Annotated in this window: 20 protein-coding genes; 13 read left to right on the top strand and 7 right to left on the bottom strand. The window is 73.0% G+C overall.

The annotated features are described in order from the left end of the window. Positions 1 to 95 precede the first annotated feature (95 nt). A complete protein-coding gene (locus IIE03_RS20620) occupies positions 96 to 758 on the bottom strand; it encodes a response regulator (protein WP_192864646.1) in 663 nt (220 codons plus the stop codon). Then, positions 755 to 2,131: a sensor histidine kinase gene (locus IIE03_RS20615; RefSeq protein ID WP_192864645.1), complete on the bottom strand. Its 1,377-nt coding sequence runs from the start codon at positions 2,129 to 2,131 to the stop codon at positions 755 to 757. The genes IIE03_RS20620 and IIE03_RS20615 overlap by 4 nt, the downstream gene beginning before the upstream one ends. 121 nt (positions 2,132 to 2,252) lie before the next feature. Between IIE03_RS20615 and IIE03_RS20610 the strand changes: the two genes are divergently transcribed. From IIE03_RS20610 to IIE03_RS20600, 3 genes are all read left to right on the top strand, one after another. Beyond that, positions 2,253 to 2,990 (top strand): ABC transporter ATP-binding protein, encoded by a 738-nt coding sequence (locus IIE03_RS20610; protein ID WP_192864644.1) that lies wholly within the window; start codon positions 2,253 to 2,255, stop codon positions 2,988 to 2,990. Next, positions 2,987 to 5,494 (top strand): ABC transporter permease, encoded by a 2,508-nt coding sequence (locus tag IIE03_RS20605; protein WP_192864643.1) that lies wholly within the window; start codon positions 2,987 to 2,989, stop codon positions 5,492 to 5,494. The genes IIE03_RS20610 and IIE03_RS20605 overlap by 4 nt, the downstream gene beginning before the upstream one ends. 116 nt (positions 5,495 to 5,610) lie before the next feature. After that, the gene (locus IIE03_RS20600) at positions 5,611 to 6,075 is read left to right on the top strand and encodes a YkvA family protein (protein WP_192864642.1); all 465 of its coding nucleotides are present in this window, start codon (positions 5,611 to 5,613) and stop codon (positions 6,073 to 6,075) included. Between the two features lie 531 nt (positions 6,076 to 6,606). Here the strand turns inward: IIE03_RS20600 and IIE03_RS20595 are convergent. Next, on the bottom strand, positions 6,607 to 6,948 hold the full coding sequence (locus tag IIE03_RS20595; RefSeq protein WP_192864641.1) for a DUF5713 family protein: 342 nt from the start codon (positions 6,946 to 6,948) through the stop codon (positions 6,607 to 6,609). Positions 6,949 to 7,114: 166 nt separating this feature from the next. Here IIE03_RS20595 and IIE03_RS20590 point away from each other — a divergent pair, with 166 nt between their 5' ends. Together IIE03_RS20590 and IIE03_RS20585 are read left to right on the top strand one after the other, a co-directional pair. Further along, positions 7,115 to 7,516, top strand: a complete 402-nt coding sequence (locus IIE03_RS20590; RefSeq protein ID WP_318843103.1) for a RidA family protein — start codon at positions 7,115 to 7,117, stop codon at positions 7,514 to 7,516. Continuing rightward, complete coding sequence (locus IIE03_RS20585; RefSeq protein ID WP_192864639.1) at positions 7,513 to 8,094, top strand: chloramphenicol phosphotransferase CPT family protein; 582 nt, start codon at positions 7,513 to 7,515, stop codon at positions 8,092 to 8,094. Before IIE03_RS20590 ends, IIE03_RS20585 begins: the two co-directional genes overlap by 4 nt. Here IIE03_RS20585 and IIE03_RS20580 read toward each other — a convergent pair. The 3 genes from IIE03_RS20580 to IIE03_RS20570 form a co-directional block, all read right to left on the bottom strand. Further along, a complete protein-coding gene (locus IIE03_RS20580; protein WP_192864638.1) occupies positions 8,085 to 8,666 on the bottom strand; it encodes a carboxymuconolactone decarboxylase family protein in 582 nt (193 codons plus the stop codon). The two genes, IIE03_RS20585 and IIE03_RS20580, sit on opposite strands and share 10 nt — an antisense overlap. Positions 8,667 to 8,668: 2 nt before the next feature. Beyond that, the gene (locus IIE03_RS26135; RefSeq protein ID WP_225998097.1) at positions 8,669 to 9,040 is read right to left on the bottom strand and encodes a carboxymuconolactone decarboxylase family protein; all 372 of its coding nucleotides are present in this window, start codon (positions 9,038 to 9,040) and stop codon (positions 8,669 to 8,671) included. Between the two features lie 144 nt (positions 9,041 to 9,184). Continuing rightward, entirely contained in the window at positions 9,185 to 9,661 is a 477-nt protein-coding gene (locus tag IIE03_RS20570) for a MarR family winged helix-turn-helix transcriptional regulator (RefSeq protein WP_192864637.1), read from the bottom strand. A gap of 150 nt (positions 9,662 to 9,811) precedes the next feature. Between IIE03_RS20570 and IIE03_RS20565 the strand changes: the two genes are divergently transcribed. From IIE03_RS20565 to IIE03_RS26910, 3 genes are all read left to right on the top strand, one after another. Beyond that, positions 9,812 to 10,894, top strand: a complete 1,083-nt coding sequence (locus IIE03_RS20565) for an LLM class flavin-dependent oxidoreductase (protein ID WP_192864636.1) — start codon at positions 9,812 to 9,814, stop codon at positions 10,892 to 10,894. Next, complete coding sequence (locus IIE03_RS20560) at positions 10,891 to 11,568, top strand: NADPH-dependent F420 reductase (RefSeq protein WP_192864635.1); 678 nt, start codon at positions 10,891 to 10,893, stop codon at positions 11,566 to 11,568. Before IIE03_RS20565 ends, IIE03_RS20560 begins: the two co-directional genes overlap by 4 nt. Positions 11,569 to 11,733: 165 nt before the next feature. Then, on the top strand, positions 11,734 to 13,152 hold the full coding sequence (locus IIE03_RS26910; RefSeq protein ID WP_318843102.1) for a bifunctional pirin family protein/GNAT family N-acetyltransferase: 1,419 nt from the start codon (positions 11,734 to 11,736) through the stop codon (positions 13,150 to 13,152). Between the two features lie 55 nt (positions 13,153 to 13,207). On the opposite strand, the gene IIE03_RS20550 is transcribed toward IIE03_RS26910, so the two are convergent. Continuing rightward, the gene (locus IIE03_RS20550) at positions 13,208 to 14,215 is read right to left on the bottom strand and encodes a LacI family DNA-binding transcriptional regulator (RefSeq protein WP_192864634.1); all 1,008 of its coding nucleotides are present in this window, start codon (positions 14,213 to 14,215) and stop codon (positions 13,208 to 13,210) included. Positions 14,216 to 14,498: 283 nt separating this feature from the next. Between IIE03_RS20550 and IIE03_RS20545 the strand changes: the two genes are divergently transcribed. From IIE03_RS20545 to IIE03_RS20525, 5 genes are all read left to right on the top strand, one after another. Further along, positions 14,499 to 15,782 (top strand): extracellular solute-binding protein, encoded by a 1,284-nt coding sequence (locus IIE03_RS20545; RefSeq protein ID WP_318843101.1) that lies wholly within the window; start codon positions 14,499 to 14,501, stop codon positions 15,780 to 15,782. Then, on the top strand, positions 15,779 to 16,669 hold the full coding sequence (locus IIE03_RS20540; protein ID WP_192864633.1) for a carbohydrate ABC transporter permease: 891 nt from the start codon (positions 15,779 to 15,781) through the stop codon (positions 16,667 to 16,669). The genes IIE03_RS20545 and IIE03_RS20540 overlap by 4 nt, the downstream gene beginning before the upstream one ends. Further along, positions 16,669 to 17,592: a carbohydrate ABC transporter permease gene (locus IIE03_RS20535; RefSeq protein WP_192864632.1), complete on the top strand. Its 924-nt coding sequence runs from the start codon at positions 16,669 to 16,671 to the stop codon at positions 17,590 to 17,592. Before IIE03_RS20540 ends, IIE03_RS20535 begins: the two co-directional genes overlap by 1 nt. 32 nt (positions 17,593 to 17,624) lie before the next feature. Then, positions 17,625 to 18,812 (top strand): glycoside hydrolase family 1 protein, encoded by a 1,188-nt coding sequence (locus IIE03_RS20530; protein ID WP_192864631.1) that lies wholly within the window; start codon positions 17,625 to 17,627, stop codon positions 18,810 to 18,812. Between the two features lie 139 nt (positions 18,813 to 18,951). Beyond that, positions 18,952 to 20,598, top strand: a complete 1,647-nt coding sequence (locus IIE03_RS20525; RefSeq protein ID WP_192864630.1) for a glucoamylase family protein — start codon at positions 18,952 to 18,954, stop codon at positions 20,596 to 20,598. The last annotated feature ends 32 nt before the right edge of the window (positions 20,599 to 20,630 follow it).

Below are 20,630 nucleotides of genomic sequence, written 5' to 3'. Positions count from 1 at the left end.
ATCGCGCCGCTCGTCGTGTGATGGAACCACGTCGGGTAAGCGCTGTCCAGCCTCTTCCGAGGCTCCGCCGAGGGCGTGCCACGCCGTCGGCACGCTCAGCCGCTCGGCGTCACGAGGCCGCTCTCGTAGGCGACCACCACGGCCTGGACGCGGTCCCGTAGGCCCAACTTGGTCAGGATGCGGTTCACGTGGGTCTTGACGGTGCCCTCGCTCAGGTACAGGCGCGCCGCCAGCTCAGCGTTGCTCAGGCCTCCGGCAAGCGCCCGGAGCACCTCCAGCTCTCGCGGTGTGAGCGCGGACAGGTCGCGGCGCAGCGGGGCGTCGCCCGTGTGGGCGAAGCGCTCGACGAGTCGCCGGGTGATCGTCGGAGCGAGCACGGCGTCGCCGTCCCGGACGGTGCGCACTGCGTGCACGAGCCGGTCGGGCGGGCTGTCCTTGAGCAGGAATCCGCTGGCGCCGGCCGCGAGCGCCGCGTAGACGTACCGGTCGAGATCGAAGGTCGTGAGGATGACGACCCTCGTCCGGGTCCCGTCGTCCGGTGGTTCGGCGGACAGGATGCGTCGGGTGGCTTCGAGGCCATCGACGCCGGGCATGCGCACGTCCATCAGGACGACGTCGGGCCGCTCGCGCCGTACGAGCTCCACCGCGCCGTCACCGTCGGCGGCGGTGCCGACGACCGCGATGCCTGCCGCCTGCAGGATCATCGTGAACCCTGACCGCACGAGTTCCTGGTCGTCGGCGATCGCCACCCTGGTCACGGGGCACCGTCCGCCGCCAGCGGGATCAGCGCCCGCACCCGGAAGCCGCCGCCCAGGCGCCGCCCCGTCTCGAGCGTGCCGCCGTACAGGCGCAGCCGCTCGGAGAGCCCGATCAGGCCGGACCCGTTGCCGGAGCCGCCGACCGGCCGGCCGCCCGGCCCTGCATCCGGCCTTCCGCCAGGCTCGCCGCCCGGAAAGCCGGCCGCACGCCGGGCCGGTTCTTCGCGGGAGACCCCGTCCGGCGTCGCGGGCGGCTCGTCGTTGATCACCTCGACGACGAGGACGCCCGGCGGCTCGGTACGCACCGCCACCTGGACGACTGCGCCGGGCGCGTAGCGCAGGGCGTTGGTCAGCGCCTCCTGGACGACGCGGTAGGCCGTGAGTCCGGCGCCGTGCGGCACGGCGAGACCGTGCTCGTGCTCGTGCTCGTGCTCGTGCAGCAGCGTGACGGGCTGCCCGGTCTGCCGCACCCGCCGCACCAGCGCGTCGAGCCGCTCCAGTCCGGGCTGCGGCTCCAGGTCCTCCCCGGCGACGTCGCGCGGCGCCGCGCCCGCGTCCCCTCCGTCCCCCGCGGCGAGGACGCCGAGCAGATGCCGCAGCTCCGTCATCGTCTCCCGTCCGCTCGCCTCGATCGCCGACAGCGCACCGCGGGCACGGGCCGGGTCGTCGTCCAGCACCGCGCCGGCCGCCCCCGCCTGGATGGTCATCATGCTCACGTGGTGGCTGACGACGTCGTGCAGTTCCCGGGCGATCCGGGCACGTTCCTGGACGACGGCGAGCTCGGCGACGGCCTCCCGTTCACGGTGCAGTGCGCTGGTGCGCTCCTCGGACGCGCGGGCGCGGGCCCGGGCCGACCGGACCGCAAGGCCGGCCAGGCCGCCGGGCAGCAGGAGGACGAACGCGCCGGCCCATCCGGGCAGCCGCAGCCACGAGTCCAGCTCGGCGAGCGCGACCGCGGCGGACACCCCGACCAGGACGCCGGCCGCCAGGCGCGTGGTGCGGCCGTGCACGGCAAGCGAGTAGGCGCCGACAAGGATCGCGGCCAGGCAGGGCAGCGTCATGGTGAAGTCGACGAGCACGACCGCCGCCAGCTGTCCGACGAACATCGCCACGGGCAGCCGTCGCCGGCCCGCCACGAGTCCCGTGACGAGCAGGTTCATCACGACGTCGGCCCGGAGCTCGTCGGGTTCGGGGGTGGTACCGAACACCCCGGCGTCACCGAACGGCAGGGGAAGCGGTACGGGCTCGGGCGCCCGCCCGCCTTCGGGGAGCACCCACCAGACGGCCGCGGCGGCGAGCACGACGGCGAGGCCCACGTCCGGCCACGGCGTCGGCTCGACGGCGCGCCACAGTCGCCGCAGTCGGGTACGCACGCACCCATTCTGCGGGGCCCGTCGCCCGGGCGCGTCCACCCTGCGATGTATATCCCGGCGCCCATCACAACCCGTACCAGGGCCGACGACGACGCCGCGCGACGTCCCTAGCGTCGCTGCCATGGCGAATCAGCGAGATCACGCAACCGGGAGCCAGGCGACGCCGGACCGACCCGAGCAGGACCACATCGTGCGGCTGCGCGCCGCGACCAAGCGGTACGAGGCGGGTGGCGCACCCGCGCTGGACGCCGTCGACCTCACGGTGAACGCCGGTGAGGCCGTGGCGATCATGGGCCCGTCCGGCAGCGGCAAGTCGACGCTGCTCAACCTGGTGGCCGGACTCGACCGGCCGACGTCGGGCCACGTCGAGGTCGCCGGGACCGTCCTGAACCGGCTGTCCGAGTCGGCGCTGTCGCGGTTCCGCCGGCAGCACGTCGGCATCGTGTTCCAGTTCTTCCACCTCCTCGACGACCTGTCGGCCCGCGACAACGTGCTGCTCCCCGCCCGCCTCGGCGGGACGCCCCCGCGGGCGGCCCGCGCCCGGGCAGACGAACTGCTGGAGACGCTCGGCCTCACCACGCGCGCCCATGCCTTCCCTCAGCAGCTCTCCGGGGGCGAGCGGCAGCGGGTCGCCGTCGCCCGGGCGCTCATCAACAGGCCGGCCCTGCTCCTGGCCGACGAACCGACCGGCGCCGTCGACACGAAGGCCGGGGCGCAGATCATCGACCTGCTGCGGGACCTCAACAGCACCGGCCAGACCGTCGTCCTCGTGACCCACGACCCCGAGGTCGCGCAGCACTGCGCCACCCGCACGGTCGAGGTGCGCGACGGGCGCATCTCCCAGGCGGTGCCCGCATGAGGGCAGTCCTCGCGCTCGCCGTGGGCGCGGCCCTGCGACGTCGGCTCCAGGGCGTGGTCACGGCGACCGTCGTCCTGCTCACGAGCGCGACGACCGTGCTCGCCCTGGCCCTCCTCCTCGCCTCGGCCGGCCCGTTCGAGCGCGCCTTCGAGCGCCAGAACGGCGCCCACGCCACGGCAGCCCTCGACCCTGCCCGGGCCACCTCCGGCGACCTCACGGCCACGGGATCGGCGTCGCCCGTCAGCGCCGCCGCGGGCCCGTACCCGACCGCCGAGATCACCCTGGAGGCGGGCGGCACCCCGCTGCCCCCGGTCATGGCCGCCGGACGCGGGCAGGCGAACCCGGGCGTCGACGACCTCGCCGTCGTCGACGGCACCTGGCTCACCGGCCCCGGCCAGATCGTGCTCTCCCCCGGCCTGCTGAGCGGACCCACACCACCGGTGGTCGGCGACACCGTCACTGTCGACCTCCCGGGCAACCCCACGCTCACCGTCGTCGGCTTCGCGAACTCGATCACCCGCAGCGCCGGCGCGTGGGTGTGGCCCACCGAGGAGTTCCTCGCCGACGGCATCGACGCCGCCACCGGCGGCACCACGGACGGCGGCACGACGGAGAACGGCCCGGACGACGGCACCGGGAGCGGAAGCGAGACCGTCGCGGTCAGCTACCAGATGCTCTACCGCTTCGCCGCCTTCGACGGCGAGCCGTTCGGCGGGGACGCGGACGAGGCGGGCGTCGAGGCGGCCCTCGCCGACACCGTCGCCTCGCTCCCGGACGACGCCCTGTCGGGTTCGTCCACGCATCTCGCCGCCCAGCGCAGCGCCAACGCGGCGATCGGCACTCTGGTGCCCTTCGTGGTCGCGTTCGCCGCGCTCGGCCTGGCGATGTCCGTGCTGGTCGTCGCGAACGTGGTCGCCGGTGCGGTGGTCGCGGGGCGGCGCGCGACGGGGATCCAGCGGGCGCTCGGCTTCAGCCCGGCGCAGGTGGTAGCGGCCGTGGTCGTGCGGATGCTCCTCGTCGCGGTGCCCGCGTGCCTCGCCGGCGTCGGCCTCGGTGTCGCCGCCGCCGTACCGCTGCTCACCGCGACCGCCTCCGCCTACGCGGTGCCGGGGAGTGCCGACCTCCCGGTCCTGGCACCGGCCGCGACGCTGGTGGCCGTGCCGCTGGCCGTGGCTGCGGCGGCGCTCGTCCCCGCGATCCGCGCCGGGCGTCTCTCGCCCGTCCGAGCCCTGACCGTCGGCCGCGCCCCGGCCCCGGGCCGACGCTCCCGCCCCCGCCGGGCCGTGGCCTCGCTCCCCCTGCCCCGCCCGGTCGCGCTGGGGCTGACCAGCATGTTCGCGCGGCCGACACGGAGTGCGACCACGCTCGTCGCGCTCGTCTTCGGCGCGACGACAGCGGTGCTCGCCATCGGGCTGGCGTCCTCGCTGTCCGCCTTCGTCGCGGCCAGCGACCGGATCGCGAGCAGCCCGGTCAGCGTGACCCTGGAGAGCTTCGGGGGACCTGCCGGGCCCGGAGGCTCTGGCGAGCCCGAGGGCCCACCTCCCGGAGCCGAGACCGGAGCCGGATCCGGGACCGAGGTGGACGTCGACGGCATCATCGCGACAATCCTCGACGAGCCCGGCACGGCCGCCGCCGTCGGCACCTCGGACGTACCGGGGGTGACTCTCGTGGGCTCAGGCGAGCCGCTCGGCATCCGCGTCTACCACGGCGACGCGACCTGGACCGGGTACCCGATCCTGTCGGGTCGCTGGTACGACGACGGCGAGGCGGTCGCGTCGTCCCGCATGCTCCGGCTCACCGGCACGGACGTCGGCGACACCGTCACCCTCACCGGGCCGAGCGGCACGGCACGCGTCCGTATCGTCGGCGAGGCCTTCGCCAACGACACCGGCGGCGGCGCGACGCTGCTGATGTCCGCTGCCGGAGTCGCTCCCCTGGCCGGCGACCTGGAACCCCGCAGCGTCGAGGTGGGCCTCGACCCCGGCACCGAACCGCGTGCCTACGTCGAGGGTCTCGCCACGGCCCTCTCGGACACCTCGGCCCGCCCGGCGGCCACGGCCGACGAGCAGGAGAACAGCACCGTCGCGATCATGACGGGGCTGATCGCCCTCCTGGCCACTGCGCTGTGCGTGGGCGCCGCGCTCGGCGTGCTCAACACCGTGGTGCTCACGACCCGGGAACAGGTCCAGGAGATCGGCGTGCTCAAGGCGATCGGCATGACGCCGCGACAGGTCCGCACGATGGTCGTCGTGTCGACGGTGCTCGTCGGGCTCGCCGCGGGGCTCGTGGCCGTCCCGGCCGGTACCGCGCTGCACTCGGTGGTGCTGCCCGCCATGGGTGCCGCCGCGCAGTCGGGCCTCCCCGCGTCGGTGCTGGACGTGTTCCGGCCTGCCGAGCTCGCCGCCCTCGGGGCGAGCGGCGTCGTCCTCGCGGTGCTGGGTGCCCTGCTCCCCGCAGGCTGGGCGGCGCGAACCCGCCCGGCGACGGCGCTGCGAACCGAATGACCCGGCCTCGGGCAGGGACGTCCCCGCCCGAGGCCGGTCGGCGACGGCGGCCGACCTCGTCCTGAGCCGCCAGGAGCTCGATCCACGGCCGCGACCCGACCGGACACAATGGGGCAATGGCGAGCCTTCCGGTGGTCACTGTCGACAGCTTCACGATCAGCTCGTTCTCGTGGGGCCTCCTGGTCTCCGTCGCGGCGTCGCTGCTGGTGACCTGGCTCGCCCTGGTGGTCGCGCTGCTCATCGCCCGGCCACGCGGCGGCCTGCTCCGCGAGGCCCTACGGCTGCTGCCCGACGCGCTCCGGCTCGTGCGCCGCCTGGCGGCGGACAGGACGCTGCCGCGCGGGGTCCGCCTCCGTCTCGGCCTCCTACTGGCCTATCTGGCCGTTCCCGTCGACCCGATCCCCGACTTCATCCCGGTCCTGGGCTACGCCGACGACGCCGTCGTCGCGGTCATCGTGCTCCGCAGCGTCGTGCGCCGCGCCGGCCTCGACGCCATCCGCGCACACTGGCCCGGCACGGACGACGGCTTCGCCGCCCTGGTCCGGGCCGCCGGCCTGGACCGCCGCGCGGGACACCGCTGAGGCACCGCGGGAGAACCGGGACCAGGCAGCCAGGCCTGCTTCTCCTTCAACGCACCCCACCGCCGGATGCGAGTGACGATGCTCCTGGTCGCGACCTTGTGAAAGCGCGAGTCGATCACGAGCCGCCGGGAGAGCGCGCCGAGCGTGCCCGGGAAGGTCGCGTCGGTGTGTGCCTCGAGGCGGGTGCCGACGTCGTCGGGCACGAGGCGGAAGGTGAGGGTGTAGGTGGAGAACCGGTGGACGCCGTCGAGCACGAGCAGGACCGGAGGGTCTGCCGTCGTGATCCGGAAGCCGGGGACCTCGGAGCCGACGTCCAGCGGGCGGGGACCCCGGGCCCGCGTGTCGCGGCAGCCGATCAGGCACACGTACCAGGCGGGCCCGAGCACCTCGACCTGGTCAAGAACGGCACACCACACGACGCCGGGCGGGGCGGTGATCGTCGTGGTGCGGACGTCCTGATAGCGCCGGGGACCAGCCATGACGGGAGCCTACTGGCGACGATCCGGACTGGGCGGTCCACCGTTCCGGCCGTCACCAGTCGCGCGTGGCGATCAGTTCCTCGATGTCCGCGTCAGCGAACCCGTATGCCTCGCCGATGAACCCGAACTCGTCCGCGATGAGCTCACGGGCCACGCTCTCGATCTCGCTGCCGGCGTCGTCGAAGTCGTCCTGCACCTCGTTGATCTCGTCCGTCGCGGCACAAGTGAGCTCGTACAACGCGGCCAGGTCGACCGGCCGCTCGCGCTCGATCCGCTCCGACAGGCGCACCAGGATCGCTCGCACCTTGTCGACGCTGTGGTCGGGGAAGTAGCCGTCGGCGTACATCCCCTTCAGGAAGTCGTGCCCCGCTACCTGGGGGTTGGTGACCGTCATGACGGGCACGGTACTGATCGACACTGACATGCCCACGAGACCATCGGCCGAGGACGGTGCCACGAGCCCGACGACGGCACGCCGGATCCCACGTCGGGGTGCGGACCGACCCGAGCCCGCCCGATATTCGGATGCCGCTCCCCGCGGCCCGTGTCAGAGTCGCGTCGTGTCCATCACTCGTGTGCATCCGGACGGCCTGCATCCCACTCCCACATACCACCACGTCACGATCGTCGACGCGGGGCGGACCGCGCACCTGGCAGGTCAGTGCCCCCTGGATGCCGCCGGCGAGCTGGTCGGCCCCGGCGACGTCGTCGTGCAGGCCGATCAGGTGGTGGCGAACGCACTCGTCGCGCTGCGTGCCGCCGGGGCCCGGCCGGGCGACGTCGTCCGCTCCGTCGTCTACGTGGCGAGCGCCGACCGCGCCGACCTGGTCGCGGTGTGGGACCGGTTGGTCGCCTCCGAGTTGGGCGAGGCGTTCACCACGGCGAGCACGCTGCTCGGCGTGACCTGCCTGGGCTACCCCGGGCAGCTGGTCGAGGTAGACCTCGAGGCGGCTCTGCCATGACGGAGATCATCGTCCTCAACGGCGGGTCGAGCTCCGGCAAGTCGAGCATCGCGCGGGCCCTGCAGGAGGTCCTGCCGTCGCCGTGGCTGAGCTGGAGCATCGACGACCTGGTCGACGCGATGCCGCCGTCACTGTCCGGCGACGGCGAAGGGTCCGGGCCGGGGATCGAGTTCGGGCCGGCGGGCGAGGTATCCGTCGGCGCCGCCTTCTCCCGGGCCCAGATCGCCTGGCTGGCGGGGATCGCCGCGATGGTGCGGGCGGGCGCCCAGGTCGTGCTCGACGACGTGTTCCTCGCGGGCGGCGCCTCGCAGGAGCGGATGCGACGAGACCTGGGTGACCTGGACGTGCTGTGGGTCGGAGTGCGGTGCGCGCCGGAGATCGCCGCCGGGCGTGAGGCGGCCCGCGGCGACCGGGTCGCCGGCATGGCAGCGTCGCAGGCGGAGGTCGTGCACGACGGCGTGGCCTACGACGTCACGGTGGACAGCGGGGCCGCGAGCGCCCTGGACTGCGCCCGGCTGATCGCGGCGGCCGTGGACGACGACGGCCGGCCGGGACAGGGAACGGGCCGCTACCGGTAGCCGCGCCGCAGGAGGAACTTCGCGCCGTCGGCGTACCCCTGCGACGTCAGCTGCTCGAAGGCGAACGCCTCGGCGAGCCGGTTGGTGACGTTGAAGCAGAACGCGACCGCGAGCGCATCGCGGATGTGCTGCGGGGTGGCGCCGGCGTCCAGGGCGGCCCGCACCTGCTCGGCGTCGACCTCGTGCCGGGCGGTGAGGGTGCCCAGTATCCGGAGGGTCGCGGCCAGGTGGGGTGCGATCGGGGCGGACTGCGGGTCGTCCAGGATCGCGCTGACAAGGTCTGGATCGCCGAGGGCCTGGCAGGACGTCGCCGTGTGCGCTCCGATGCAGAACTGGTTGGCGTTCCGGGTGGAGACGTAGGCGGCCATCAGCTCTCTCTCACCCACGGTCCACGGAGAATCGCCGCGCATCACCTGGTGGGTGAGTCGCTTGGCGGCGGCGCCGTAGAACCCGGGCCGGTAGAAGGTGACGCGGGCCGCGTCGGGCATCGGCTGACCGGAGAACGTCGCGATCATCCGGAACAGGGCCTTGTCGCGGAGCCGGTAGCCGTGCTCGAGGATGCCGGGTCGCACGGTCAGCGCCCGGTCCGCTGGGCCGCGGCGAGGGCGTCGAGGCCGGCCTCGTACTGGCGGGCGGCCTGACCCACGGCGGCGCAGACCACCAGCTCGAAGAGCTGGTCCTCGGTGAATCCGGCGTCGAGCACGACGCCGAGGTCGCCGTCGGTGACCGTGGTCGGGGCCAGGGCCACCTTCTCGGTCAGGGCGGCCAGGGACGCGGGCTCGACCCCGCTCATGGCGAATGCGGCGTGACGCAGAGGCGGCCGGGCGTGCCCGGGCACCTCCCGAAGGTGCCTGATCAGGTCCTGATGGACCGGAGTGAAGCCGTCGTCGTCCATCGATCTGCCCTGCCTGCTCTGCCCGCCCGGGACGGCGGTCGTCGCCTCCATCACACTCCACGAACCGCCGTCGTGGCAATCCTCGGCCCGCGGTCCCTCGGGCAAGCGCCCGAGGGACCGACCGGCGGACGACGGTCAGTGGCCGCCGCCCGTGAGCGCGCCGGTGTTTTCCGCGGCCCGGTGAAAGGCCTGGGTCTAGCGCCCCGGGTCAAGGTCGAGGTGGCGGCGCAGCGCGGCCGTGACGTCGTCGACCTGCACCAGCTGCTCCGGCGTGAGCGCGTCGACGAACAGCTCGTGCACGGCGCGCAGGTGCGGCACGGAGCCGTGCCGGAAGCGCTCCGCGCCGAGGTCCGTCAGCACCACCTCGACGCCGTGGGGATCGTCGGCGCACGTGGTGCGGCGGATCAGCCCGCGCTTCTCCATCCGCCCCAGGTGGTGGGACAGCCGGCTGCGCTGCCAGCCGATCAGCTCCGCGAGTCGCGAGGAGCGCAGCGTCTTCCGCTCCGCCTCGCTGAGCGTGAGCAGCACGCGATAGTCGGCGGACGACATGGCCGACTCGCTCTGCAGGCGACCCTCCAGGCGGGCGCGCAGCGCTTCGGCGGTCTCGATGTAGTTGCGCCAGATGCGCAGCTCCTCACGCGTGAGCCTCGCGCGGCGCGGCTCCTGAGCCATGGCACACCCCCGGGAATTGACGCGTCAACTCCTACGTTACAGGATTGACACGTCAACCCGATCCCGGAGGTGGCCGGAAGTCGTCCCACCACCACGGCCCGACCGCAACGCACCGACACCGCCGAGACCAGGATCCCCCGAGGAGAGACCATGACCGGCAACACCGCCGTCCAGTTCGGCATCGACAGCTTCGGCGACCTGCCCCGCGACGACCAGGGCAACGTTGTCTCCCACGCCCAGGCGATCCGCGCCGTCGTCGACGAGGCGGTCCTCGCCGACCAGATCGGCATCGACGTCGTCGCCCTCGGCGAGCACCACCGCCCGGAGTTCTCGATCTCCACGCCCGAGACCGTGCTGGCGGGCATCGCGACCAGGACCGAGCGCATCCGCCTCGCGTCCGGCGTGACCGTCCTCAGCTCGGACGACCCCGTGCGCGTCTTCCAGCGCTTCGCCACGGTCGACGCCCTCTCGAACGGGCGCGCCGAGGTGATCCTGGGCCGCGGGTCGTTCACCGAGTCCTTCCCGCTGTTCGGCTACGACCTGGAGGACTACGAGGTCCTCTTCGAGGAAAAGATCGACCTGTTCCACAAGCTCCTCGACGAGAGGCCCGTCACCTGGGAGGGCACCACCCGCGCGCCCCTGCACGAGGCCGACGTCTTCCCCAAGACCGACTCCGGCCGCCTGACCACCTGGGTCGGCGTCGGAGGCTCGCCGCAGTCCGTCATCCGCACCGCGCAGTACGGGTTCCGCCTCATGCTCGCGATCATCGGCGGCGCTCCCGACCGGTTCGCCCCCTACGTCGGCCTGTACCGGCGCGCCACCGAACAGCTCGGCACCACGGCCCACCCGGTCGGGATGCACTCCCCCGGCTTCGTCGCCGAGACCGACGACGACGCCAAGCGGCTTTTCTGGCCCGGCTACAAGGAGATGCGCGACCGGATCGGAGCCCTGCGCGGCTGGCCACCCGTGCGCCGCGAGGAGTTCGAGGCCGACGTCGAGCACGGCTCGCTCTACGTCGGCTCGCCCGAAACCGTCGCCCGCAGGATCGCCCGATCCATCCGGGTGCTCGACGTCGGCCGCTTCGACCTCATCTACTCCGCGGCCGGTGCCGGCTCCGCCAGCGCACGCCTGCGCGCCGTCGAGCTGTACGGCACCGAGGTCATCCCCCGGGTCCGCGAACTGCTCGCCGAGCAGCCCGAGCGGCAGTCCGAGACCCTGGAGGTGGCGCGATGACCGGCACGGACACCACGAGCGGGCGTCGGGACGCACGCACGATCGGCATCCTCGGCGCCGGCAAGGTCGGCACCGTGCTCGCCCGGCTCGCCCTGGCCGCCGGCCACCGGGTCCTCGTCGCGGGCTCGGGCGACCCGGCGAAGATCGCCCTCACCATCGAGGTCCTGACACCCGGCGCCACACCGGTACGGGCCGACGACGCCGCCCGGGGCGCCGACGTCGTGATCCTCGCCCTGCCGCTCGGCCGGTACCGGGCGCTGCCCGCCGAGGACCTGCGCGGCAAGCTCGTCGTCGACGCCATGAACCACTGGTGGGAGGTCGACGGTCCGCGCGAGCGCATCCTCGAGCCGGACGTCTCCTCGAGCGAACAGGTCCGGGACTTCCTCGACGGCGCGCGCGTGGTCAAGGCCTTCAACCACATGGGCTACCACGACCTCGAGGACGGGGCTCGCCCGGCCGGCACGCCGGGCCGCAAGGCGATCGCCGTCGCCGGCGACGACGAGGCGGACGTCGCCGAGGTCGCGGCGCTCGTCGATGACCTGGGCTTCGACCCCGTGCCCATCGGACCCCTCGCCGCCGGCGTCCGGCTGGAGCCCGGCAACCCGTCGTTCGGCGCCAACGTCGAGGCCGGCGAGCTCCGGCTCCTGGCCCAGGGAGCGGCGCTGAACCGGTAGACGCGACAGCGGACGGGAGCAGTGGACGAGAGCGGTGGAACGGGCCAGGGTGACGTGAAGGGGCCCGCGTCCACCAGGGAATTCGACGACAGCGTGGTTCGGCCGACAGCGTGTACAGCGACAAGCGAGTTTCAGCCGAGTTGGGAGTGGTTCAAGGTGAGCAACGTGGAAGTGACCTCCGAGGCGATCCGGTGCGGAGCCCAGGCCGGGCACACGGCCGGGGTCGAGGTGCTCTCGGCGCGCGACGTGCCGCTGGGCGGGCCGCGCGCCATGCGGGTGCGGCGCACCATCCCGCAGCGTGCCCGGACGCTGATCGGGGCCTGGTGCTTCGCCGACCACTACGGCCCGGTCGAGGTCCCGGCGACCAGCGGCATGGACCTGCCGCCGCATCCGCACACGGGCCTGCAGACGGTGAGCTGGCTCTTCAGCGGCACGATCGAGCACCGCGACAGCCTCGGCACGCACTCGATCGTCCGGGCCGGTGAGCTCAACCTCATGACCGGCGGCCACGGCATCGCCCACTCCGAGGTGTCCACCCCGGACACCAGGATTCTCCACGGCGTCCAGCTGTGGGTCGCGCTGCCCGACGCGGACCGGGACGCCGGGCGCGACTTCCAGCACCACGTGCCGGAGCCGGTACGGATCGACGGCGCCGAGCTGCGGGTCTTCCTCGGCTCGCTGGGCGGCGAGACCTCTCCGGTGCGGACGTTCACGCCGCTGCTGGGCGCGCAGATCGACCTCGAGCCGCACGCCACCGTGACGCTGTCCGTGGATCCCGTCTTCGAGCACGGTCTGCTCGTCGACGCCGGGGACGTGAGCCTGGACGGCACCGCGGTCCCGCCGGCGGAGCTCGGCTACCTGGCGCCGGGCGCCGGCACCCTGACACTGGCGAACCGTTCGGACGGCCCGGCGCGCGCCGTCCTGCTGGGCGGCCCGCCGTTCGAGGAGGAGATCGTCATGTGGTGGAACTTCGTGGTCCGCGACCACGAGGAGATCCTGCGCGCCCGCGAGGACTGGGAGAACGCCTCCGACCGCTTCGGCACCGTCGAGGGGTACGACGGAAGCCGCCTTCCCGCCCCGCCGGTGCCGGACGTCGTCATCACCCCGCGCCGCAACCCGCCGCGCCGCACCGACCGGGCCGCGGAGGAGCCGGCGGGCACCACAGCGGGCGATGCAGCGAACACCACGGGCAACACCACGGACGACACAGCACGCGACACGAGCGAGACAGCGGACCCGGCAGTGGGCGACCCGGTGGTGCGGCGGGTGGACGCCGAGCGGCTCTACGAGATCGTGCTCGACGGCGTCCGCGTCGGCCTCACCGCCTTCCGTGACCGCGGCGGCGAGCGGATCTTCCACCACACCGAGGTGAGCAAGGACGTGTCCGGCCGTGGCCTCGCGTCGCGGCTCGCCGAGCAGGCGCTCACCGACACGCGCGCGGCCGGGAGGCGGATCGTGCCCGTCTGCCCCTACATCGCCAGATTCATCGAGCGCCACCCCGAGTTCTCCGACGCCGCCGACCCGGTGACGCCCGAACTCCTGCGGTGGCTGAGATCCGAGCTCGGCGCACCGGATCGGGACTGATCGCCCGCCGGCCGCCTGTCCGGCCGGCGGGGCACCTACCGCGCCGCCGCCCCGCCTACCGCGCCGGCGGCGCGCACGAGGACCGCACCACGAGGCTGGTGGCGAGCTCGGTGCGCAGGGTGTGCCCGCTGGCGGTGCGGGCCCGGTGCAGGAGGTCGACGGCGGTGGCGCCCATCTCGGCCAGGGGCTGGCGCACCGTGGTGAGCGGGGGGTCGATCCACGGCGCGATGGGCAGGTCGTCGAAGCCTACGAGCGAGACGTCGCGGGGTACGACAAGGCCCGCCTCGCGCAGGGCGCGCAGGGCGCCGAGCGCGGTGTCGTCGCTGCTGGCGAAGATCGCGGTGGGCGGGTCGTCCAGGTCGAGGAGCCGCTGGGCACCCTCGTACCCGGACGTGACGCCGTACGCGCCCACGTACACGAGCTCGTCGTCCGTGGGCACGTCCGCCCGGATCAGGGCGGCGCGGTAGCCCGCGAGCCGGGCGATGGCGTTGTCCTGCTCCAGCACGCCGGTGATCGTGGCGATGCGGCGATGGCCGAGGGAGAGCAGGTGCGCGGTGGCCTCCAGCCCGCCCTGGAAGTTGGTGGCGCCGACGCTGAGCATCCCCTCGGGCGGCGGCTGCCGCGGGTCGACGACGACGAGCGGCGTGCCGGTGTCCTCCAGCGCGCGCCGGGCGCCGGCGTCGGGCACCGCGACGACGCTGACCAGGCCGTCGGTGCCGCGCTCCAGGGCGTGCCGCACCCAGGCGCTGCAGTCGTCGGGGTCGGGTTCGACGGCGAGGACGACGTCGAGGCCGAGCCGCCGCGCGCCGGCGACGGCGCCCCGCACGACGGCCTCCGACCAGGTGCCCTCGAAGTCCACGATGCGCACGTCGATCATCCCGGTGGGCCTGGCCGACGGCGGACGGACCGCGTAGCCGTGCCGCTCCAGCACCTCCTTGACGCGCGCGCGGGTGGCGCCTGCGACGTCGGGCCGGGTGTTCAGGACCTTGGAGACGGTGGGTACCGAGACGCCCGCCTCGGCCGCGACGACGGCGAGCGGGGTGCGGGGCGGGTCGGCTGCCATGGGTCCTCCGGCGACGTCGGCGAGATGCGTTTCCGAAATCAGGATCGTAGCCGATGCCGCACCCGGCGGAACGCGTCCGCTGCAGCAAGCCTGACGTTTCGCAGACGATCCGACACTCGCGCCGCGCACCCGTTGACACACCCCCGCGACGCGTCTAGTCTCCCGGCGTCTTTCCGAGATGCGCCGTCGAAATTTCGGAGGCGCCGGTCGGCGCGGATCACAGTGCGGGATCGCAGTGCGGATCACGGTGCGGATCAAGACGCGGATCAACAAAGGAGTGATCGTGAACAGGACACCTCGCCTCGTCGCAGCGGCGACAGCGTCGACCCTCACGCTGGCCCTCGCCCTCGCCGGGTGCGGGCGCGGCGACGGGACCGGCACCGCGGCCGAAGGCTCCAGCGAGCTCACGGAGGGACCCGCCACCGGCACCATCGAGGTGTGGGCGATGGGCACCGAGGGTGAGCTGCTGCCCGAACTCGCCGAGCGGTTCGAGGCGGACAACCCCGACGCCACGGTGAACGTCACGCCCGTGCCGTGGGAGTCGTCCACCGAGAAGATCAACACGGCCATCGCGACCGGCGAGGTGCCCGACGTGATGCAGGTGGGCACCACGCTCATGAGCGGCTTCGTGGGGCTCGGCGGTCTCGCCCCCACGCCCGAGGAGATCGACCCCGCGGCGTTCTTCCCGGGCGCCTGGGACACCACGGTGGTGGACGGCACGTCGTACGGCGTGCCCTGGTACGTCGAGTCGCGTGTCCTGTACTACCGCACCGACCTCGCCGAGGAGGCCGGCGTCGAGGCGCCGGAGACCTGGGAGGACCTGACGGCGTTCGCCGCGGGCCTGCAGGACGCCGGGGCCGACCACGGCATCGCGCTGCAGACGCGCGGCAACTCCACGGCGCTCATGTACCTGCCGTTCTACTGGCAGGCGGGCGGCGAGATCATGGACGACGCCGGAGAGTTCACCCTGGACAACGACGCCCAGGTCGAGGCGCTGGAGTACTACTCGTCGTTCATGCGCGACGGACTCGCCCCGCCGGTGCTCGTCGAGGACGAGAAGGTGCAGAACTTCATCGACGGCAGGCTCGGCTCGTTCGTGTCCGGCCCCTGGGAGCGGGCGAACCTGCTGACCACGGCGGGCGACGACTTCGAGGAGTCGTTCGGCGTCGTGCCGCTGCCGCAGGACGTGGAGACGGCGTCGTTCATCGGCGGCTCCAACCTCGCCGTCCTCGCCGACGCCGCCAACCCCGACGCCGCGTGGAAGTTCGTCCGGTTCGCGACCGACCCGGCCACCCAGGTCGACTGGTTCGAGATCTCCAGCGACCTGCCGGCCGTCCAGGCCGCCTGGGACGACCCGGCCCTGGCCGACGACGACGCGGTAGCCGTGTACGACGGCGTCCTGGAGACCGCACGCTCCACCCCGGCGATCCCGACCTGGGCCGAGATCGAGCACGAGATCGACCTCCTCATCGAGCAGGTCGTCGCCGGCGACCTGAGCCCGGAGGACGCCGCCGCACGGATGCAGGAGGCCGCCACCTCGATCGGGACGGGCCTGGACCGGCCGTGACCGTCTCCGCACGACGCCGCCGCACCGGGATCGCCGCCTGGGGTCTCGCACTGCCGTTCACCGCGCTGTTCGCGGTGTTCCTGCTGGTCCCGGTCACGTCCTCGCTGTACATGGCGTTCACGGACATGCGCGGGGCCGACCTGCGCACGCCGTGGGCCGTGAACTTCGTGGGGTTCGACAACTTCGTGACGGCTCTGGCCGACCCGAAGTTCCAGCAGGCCGCCGGCAACACCCTGTACTTCGTGGGCGTCGCCATGCCGCTGACGCTCGCGATCGCGCTGCTGCTGGCGGTGCTGCTGAACTCGGGTCTGGTGTGGTTCCGGTCGGTGTTCCGCGTGGGCTTCTACGCCCCCGTGGTGACGTCGATCGTCGCGGTGGCCGTGGTGTGGCGGTTCCTGCTGCAGCCCGACTTCGGGCTCGTGAACTCCGCGCTCGGCGTGATCGGGATCGACGGGCCGCGCTGGCTCACCGACGAGGTCTGGGCCATGCCGTCCCTCATCGTGATGGCCACCTGGCGCAACGTCGGCTACTCGATGGTGATCCTGCTCGCGGGTCTGCAGGGCATCCCCCGCGACATGTACGAGGCGTCCGCCATCGACGGCGCCGGCGCGGTGCGGCAGTTCTGGTCCGTCACGGTCCCGCTGCTGCGGCCGACCCTGCTGTTCTGCGCGGTCATCACCGGCATCGGCTACCTGCAGTTCTTCGAGGAGCCGTTCGTGATGACCCAGGGCGGCCCGCTGGGCGCCACCAACTCGGTGGCGTACGAGATCTTCAACCGGTTCGGGTTCGGCGACTACGGCCTGTCCGCGGCGATGAGCTACCTGCTGTTCCTCGCCGTCGTGATCCTGTCCTACCTCCAGTTCCGACTGCTCAGGACGGAGAAGTGATGACGTCCACGTCCAGCCGTCCCGCGCCGGGGGCCGCCGCGCGCGACGTCGTCGCCGGCCGCTCCCCCGCCCGCGGCACCCGAGCGCCCGGCGCCACCGCGCGCCGCACCGGCCCCCGCGCGATCGTCCTCAACGTCGCGCTCCTGATCGGGCTCGCGGCCTCGATCGCGCCGCTCGTGTGGATGCTCCTGTCCTCGGTCAAGCCCGAGGGCGAGATCCGGCAGTTCCCGCCCACCCTGATCCCCGACCAGGTGACGTGGTCCAACTACACCGAGCTGTTCGCCTCCCTGAGCTTCCCGCGGTACTTCCTCAACTCGGTGGTCGTCGCGGTGGCCGTGACCCTCGGGTCCGTGCTGTTCAGCGCGATGGTCGGGTACGCCCTGGCCAAGCTCGACTTCCCCGGCAGGCGCACGCTGTTCGCGCTGGTCATGGGCACGCTGATGGTGCCCGGCATGGTCACGTTCGTCCCGCTGTTCGTGCTCGTGGCCAATCTCGGCCTCGTCAACACCTACGCGGCGCTCGTCCTGCCGTTCCTGGCGGCGCCGTTCGGGGTGTTCCTGATGCGGCAGTTCATGCTCGACGTGCCGGACGAGCTGCTCGACGCCGCCCGCGTGGACGGCGCCGGCGAGTTCCGCACGTTCTTCCGCATCGTGCTGCCCCAGACGCGGCCCGCGCTGGCGACGCTCGGCATCCTCACGTTCCTCGGCTCCTGGAACAACTTCCTGTGGCCCCTGGTCGCCGTGCAGTCCGCCGACCGGTACACCCTGCCAGTGGCACTGGCGCTGTACTCGACGGGCCAGAACACCGTGCGGTACGGCCTGCTCGTGGCGGGCGCGACCGTCATCGTGCTGCCCATCCTCGTCGTCTTCCTGATCCTGCAGCGCCACATCGTGCAGGGCATCTCGACCACCGGCCTCAAGTAGCCACCTTCGTACCACCCCGAGGAGTTCTTCCCGTGACCGAACAGCTCACGCTGCCCACCGCGCCCGGCTTCCTGTGGGGCGCCTCGACCGCCGCGCACCAGATCGAGGGAGGCAACGTCAACAGCGACTGGTGGGCCAAGGAGCACGCCGCCGGGACACCGTGCGCGGAGAGCTCCGGCGACGCCGTCGACAGCTATCACCGCTACCCGGAGGACGTCCGGCTGCTCGCGGACGCCGGACTCAACGCGTACCGCTTCTCCGTCGAGTGGGCGCGCGTCGAGCCCGCGGAGGGCGAGATCTCGCGGGCCCAGCTGGCGCACTACCGGCGCGTGATCGACACGTGCCTGGCGGCGGGCGTGACGCCGGTGGTCACACTGCTGCACTTCACGCTGCCCCGGTGGTTCGCCGAGCGCGGGGGCTGGTTCGCGCGCGACGCCGTCGACGCCTACGCGCGCTACGTCGAGACGGTCACTTCGATCCTGGACGACGTGCGGCACGTCGTGACGATCAACGAGCCCAACATCACCTCGATGATGCTCGGCGCGAGCCGGCGCAGCACGCTGGACGCCGTCGGACTCGCCGCCCCGGACGAGGCGGCCTCCGAGATCCAGGCCACCGCCCACCGGCGCGCCGTGGAGGTCCTGCGCGGCCTCGGGCACGTGCGGGCGGGCTGGACCGTCGCGAACCAGGTGTTCCAGGCGGCGCCGGGCGCCGAGGCCGCCCGCGACGCCTACGCCTACCCCCGGGAGGACTACTTCCTCGAGGTGGCGCGCGACGACGACTTCGTGGGCGTGCAGAGCTACCTGCGCACGATCATCGGCCCGGACGGCGAACCCGTCCCGTTCGGCGACGACGTCGAACGCACCCTCACCGGCTGGGAGTACTACCCGCAGGCACTCGGTGAGGCGCTGGAGTACACCCACCGCCTCACCGGCGGGGTGCCGATGCTCGTCACCGAGAACGGCGTCGCGACCGCCGACGACGACCGGCGCATCGACTACACCACCGGCGCGCTGGAGGGCATGGCCCGGGCGATGTCCGGCGGCTGCCGCGTCGAGGGGTACCTGCACTGGTCACTGCTGGACAACTACGAGTGGATGAGCGGCTTCGCCCCGACGTTCGGCCTGATCGCCGTCGATCGCACCACGTTCGAGCGCACGCCCAAGCCCAGCCTCGCGTGGCTCGGCAAGGTCGCCCGCACGGGCGAGCTACCTGGCTGATCCGCGGGCCGACGACGGCCGCCGCCGGGCCCTACGGCGACCGCGCCGCCACGACGACCACCGTCACGACCACTTCCGTCACGACCACCACCGTCACGACTACCACCGTCACGACTACGACGACGTAGGGAGACACACGATGAGAAGATTCCGGACCACGGTGGCGACAGCCGCCGTCGCCGCCCTGACGTTCACGGCCGTGCCCGCGAGCGCCGGTACGGACCCGGCACGCGTTCCGGACCGGGACGGGGTCCCGGCGCCGGCCGACCCGAGCGGAGGCATGGCGCCGGCCGCCGACCGGGCATGGAGCGCGGACCCCACGCGCAACCCGGCCGACGCGGAGACCCCGTCGGCCGGGGACCGCCGTCAGCTGCGCACCTGGGCGGCCGACACGTGGCGCTCGTTCGACGCCCTGGTGGTCGACGAGACCGGCCTGCCGGACGACAACATCGGCGGGGACCTCGATCCGGGCGGCCGCGGCGGGTACACCTCGCCGACCAACATCGGCGCCTATCTGTGGAGCACGGTCGTGGCCCGGGACCTCGGGCTGATCGGGCGCCGCGAAGCGCGCGAGCGCATGGCGACCACGCTGGACACCGTCGCCGGGCTGGAGCGCCACGAGCCGAGCGGCATGTTCTACAACTGGTACGACCCGGCGACGGGCACGAAGCTCCTGGAGTTCCCGACGAGCGGCGATCCGATCAAGCCGTTCCTGTCGAGCGTGGACAACGGCTGGCTGGCCACGGGCCTGCTGCTCACGGCGCGCGCGGAGCCGTCCCTGGCCGGGGAGGCGGACGCCGTCCGCGAGCGGATGGACTTCGGCTGCTACTACGACGCGGCGCAGAACCAGATCCGCGGCGGGTTCTGGGACGACGACCCGCAGGAGACCGCTCCGGTGCCAGGTGACTACTGCGGCATGGGCGCCGACGTCTGGTACACGGGCCATCACTACGGCGCGTTCAACACCGAGCCGCGGATCGCCTCGTACCTCGGCATCGCGGAGGGACAGATCCCGGCGGAGCACTACTTCGGCACCTACCGGACGTTCCCCGACACGTGCGACTGGTCGTGGACCGAGACGCGTCCGGTCGGCGAGTGGGCGGAGTACCTGGGGGTTCCGGTCTTCGAGGGCGCGCTGCCGTACCGCGGCATGCGCGTGGTCCCGACGTGGGGCGGGAGCATGTTCGAGGCGCTGATGGTGCCGCTGTTCGTGCCGGAGGAGCGGTGGGGCCCGCGCTCGTGGGGCCGCAACCATCCGCTGTACGTGCGCGGGCAGATCGAGCACGGGATGCGCGAGGCGGACTACGGGTACTGGGGCTTCTCGCCGTCGAACGATCCGGCGGGCGGGTACCGGGAGTACGGCGTCGACCAGCTCGGGCTGGACGGTCCGGGCTACACCTCCGACCAGGAACGCACGAGTGTCGACCAGCCGTACGAGGGCTGTCGCGAGGGTTCGCCGGCGCCCACGGAGTACGGCGACGGCGTCGTGACGCCGCACGCCTCGTTCCTGGCGCTGCGCTACGCACCTCGCCAGGCCATGGCGAACCTGCGGAACATCGCCCGGGACTTCGACGCCTACGGCCCGGGCGGCTTCTACGACGCCGTGGCCGTGCGCAGCGGCCAGGTCTCGCAGCGCTACCTGGCGCTGGACCAGGGCATGATCATGGCCGCACTCGGCAACGCGCTGGCCGACGACGCCGTCCGGCGCTACGTCGCACCCGGCGCGCTGGAGCGGGAGGTCCGTCCGCTGATGGCGATGGAGACCTTCGCGGTCGGCCGCGAGTGATGTCCCGGACGTGCCGGACGCTCGGGTCGCCT

It is taken from the genome of Myceligenerans pegani, assembly GCF_014892515.1.
GTDB lineage: Bacteria > Actinomycetota > Actinomycetes > Actinomycetales > Cellulomonadaceae > Myceligenerans > Myceligenerans pegani.
This window is presented reverse-complemented; position numbering and strand designations above follow the sequence as displayed.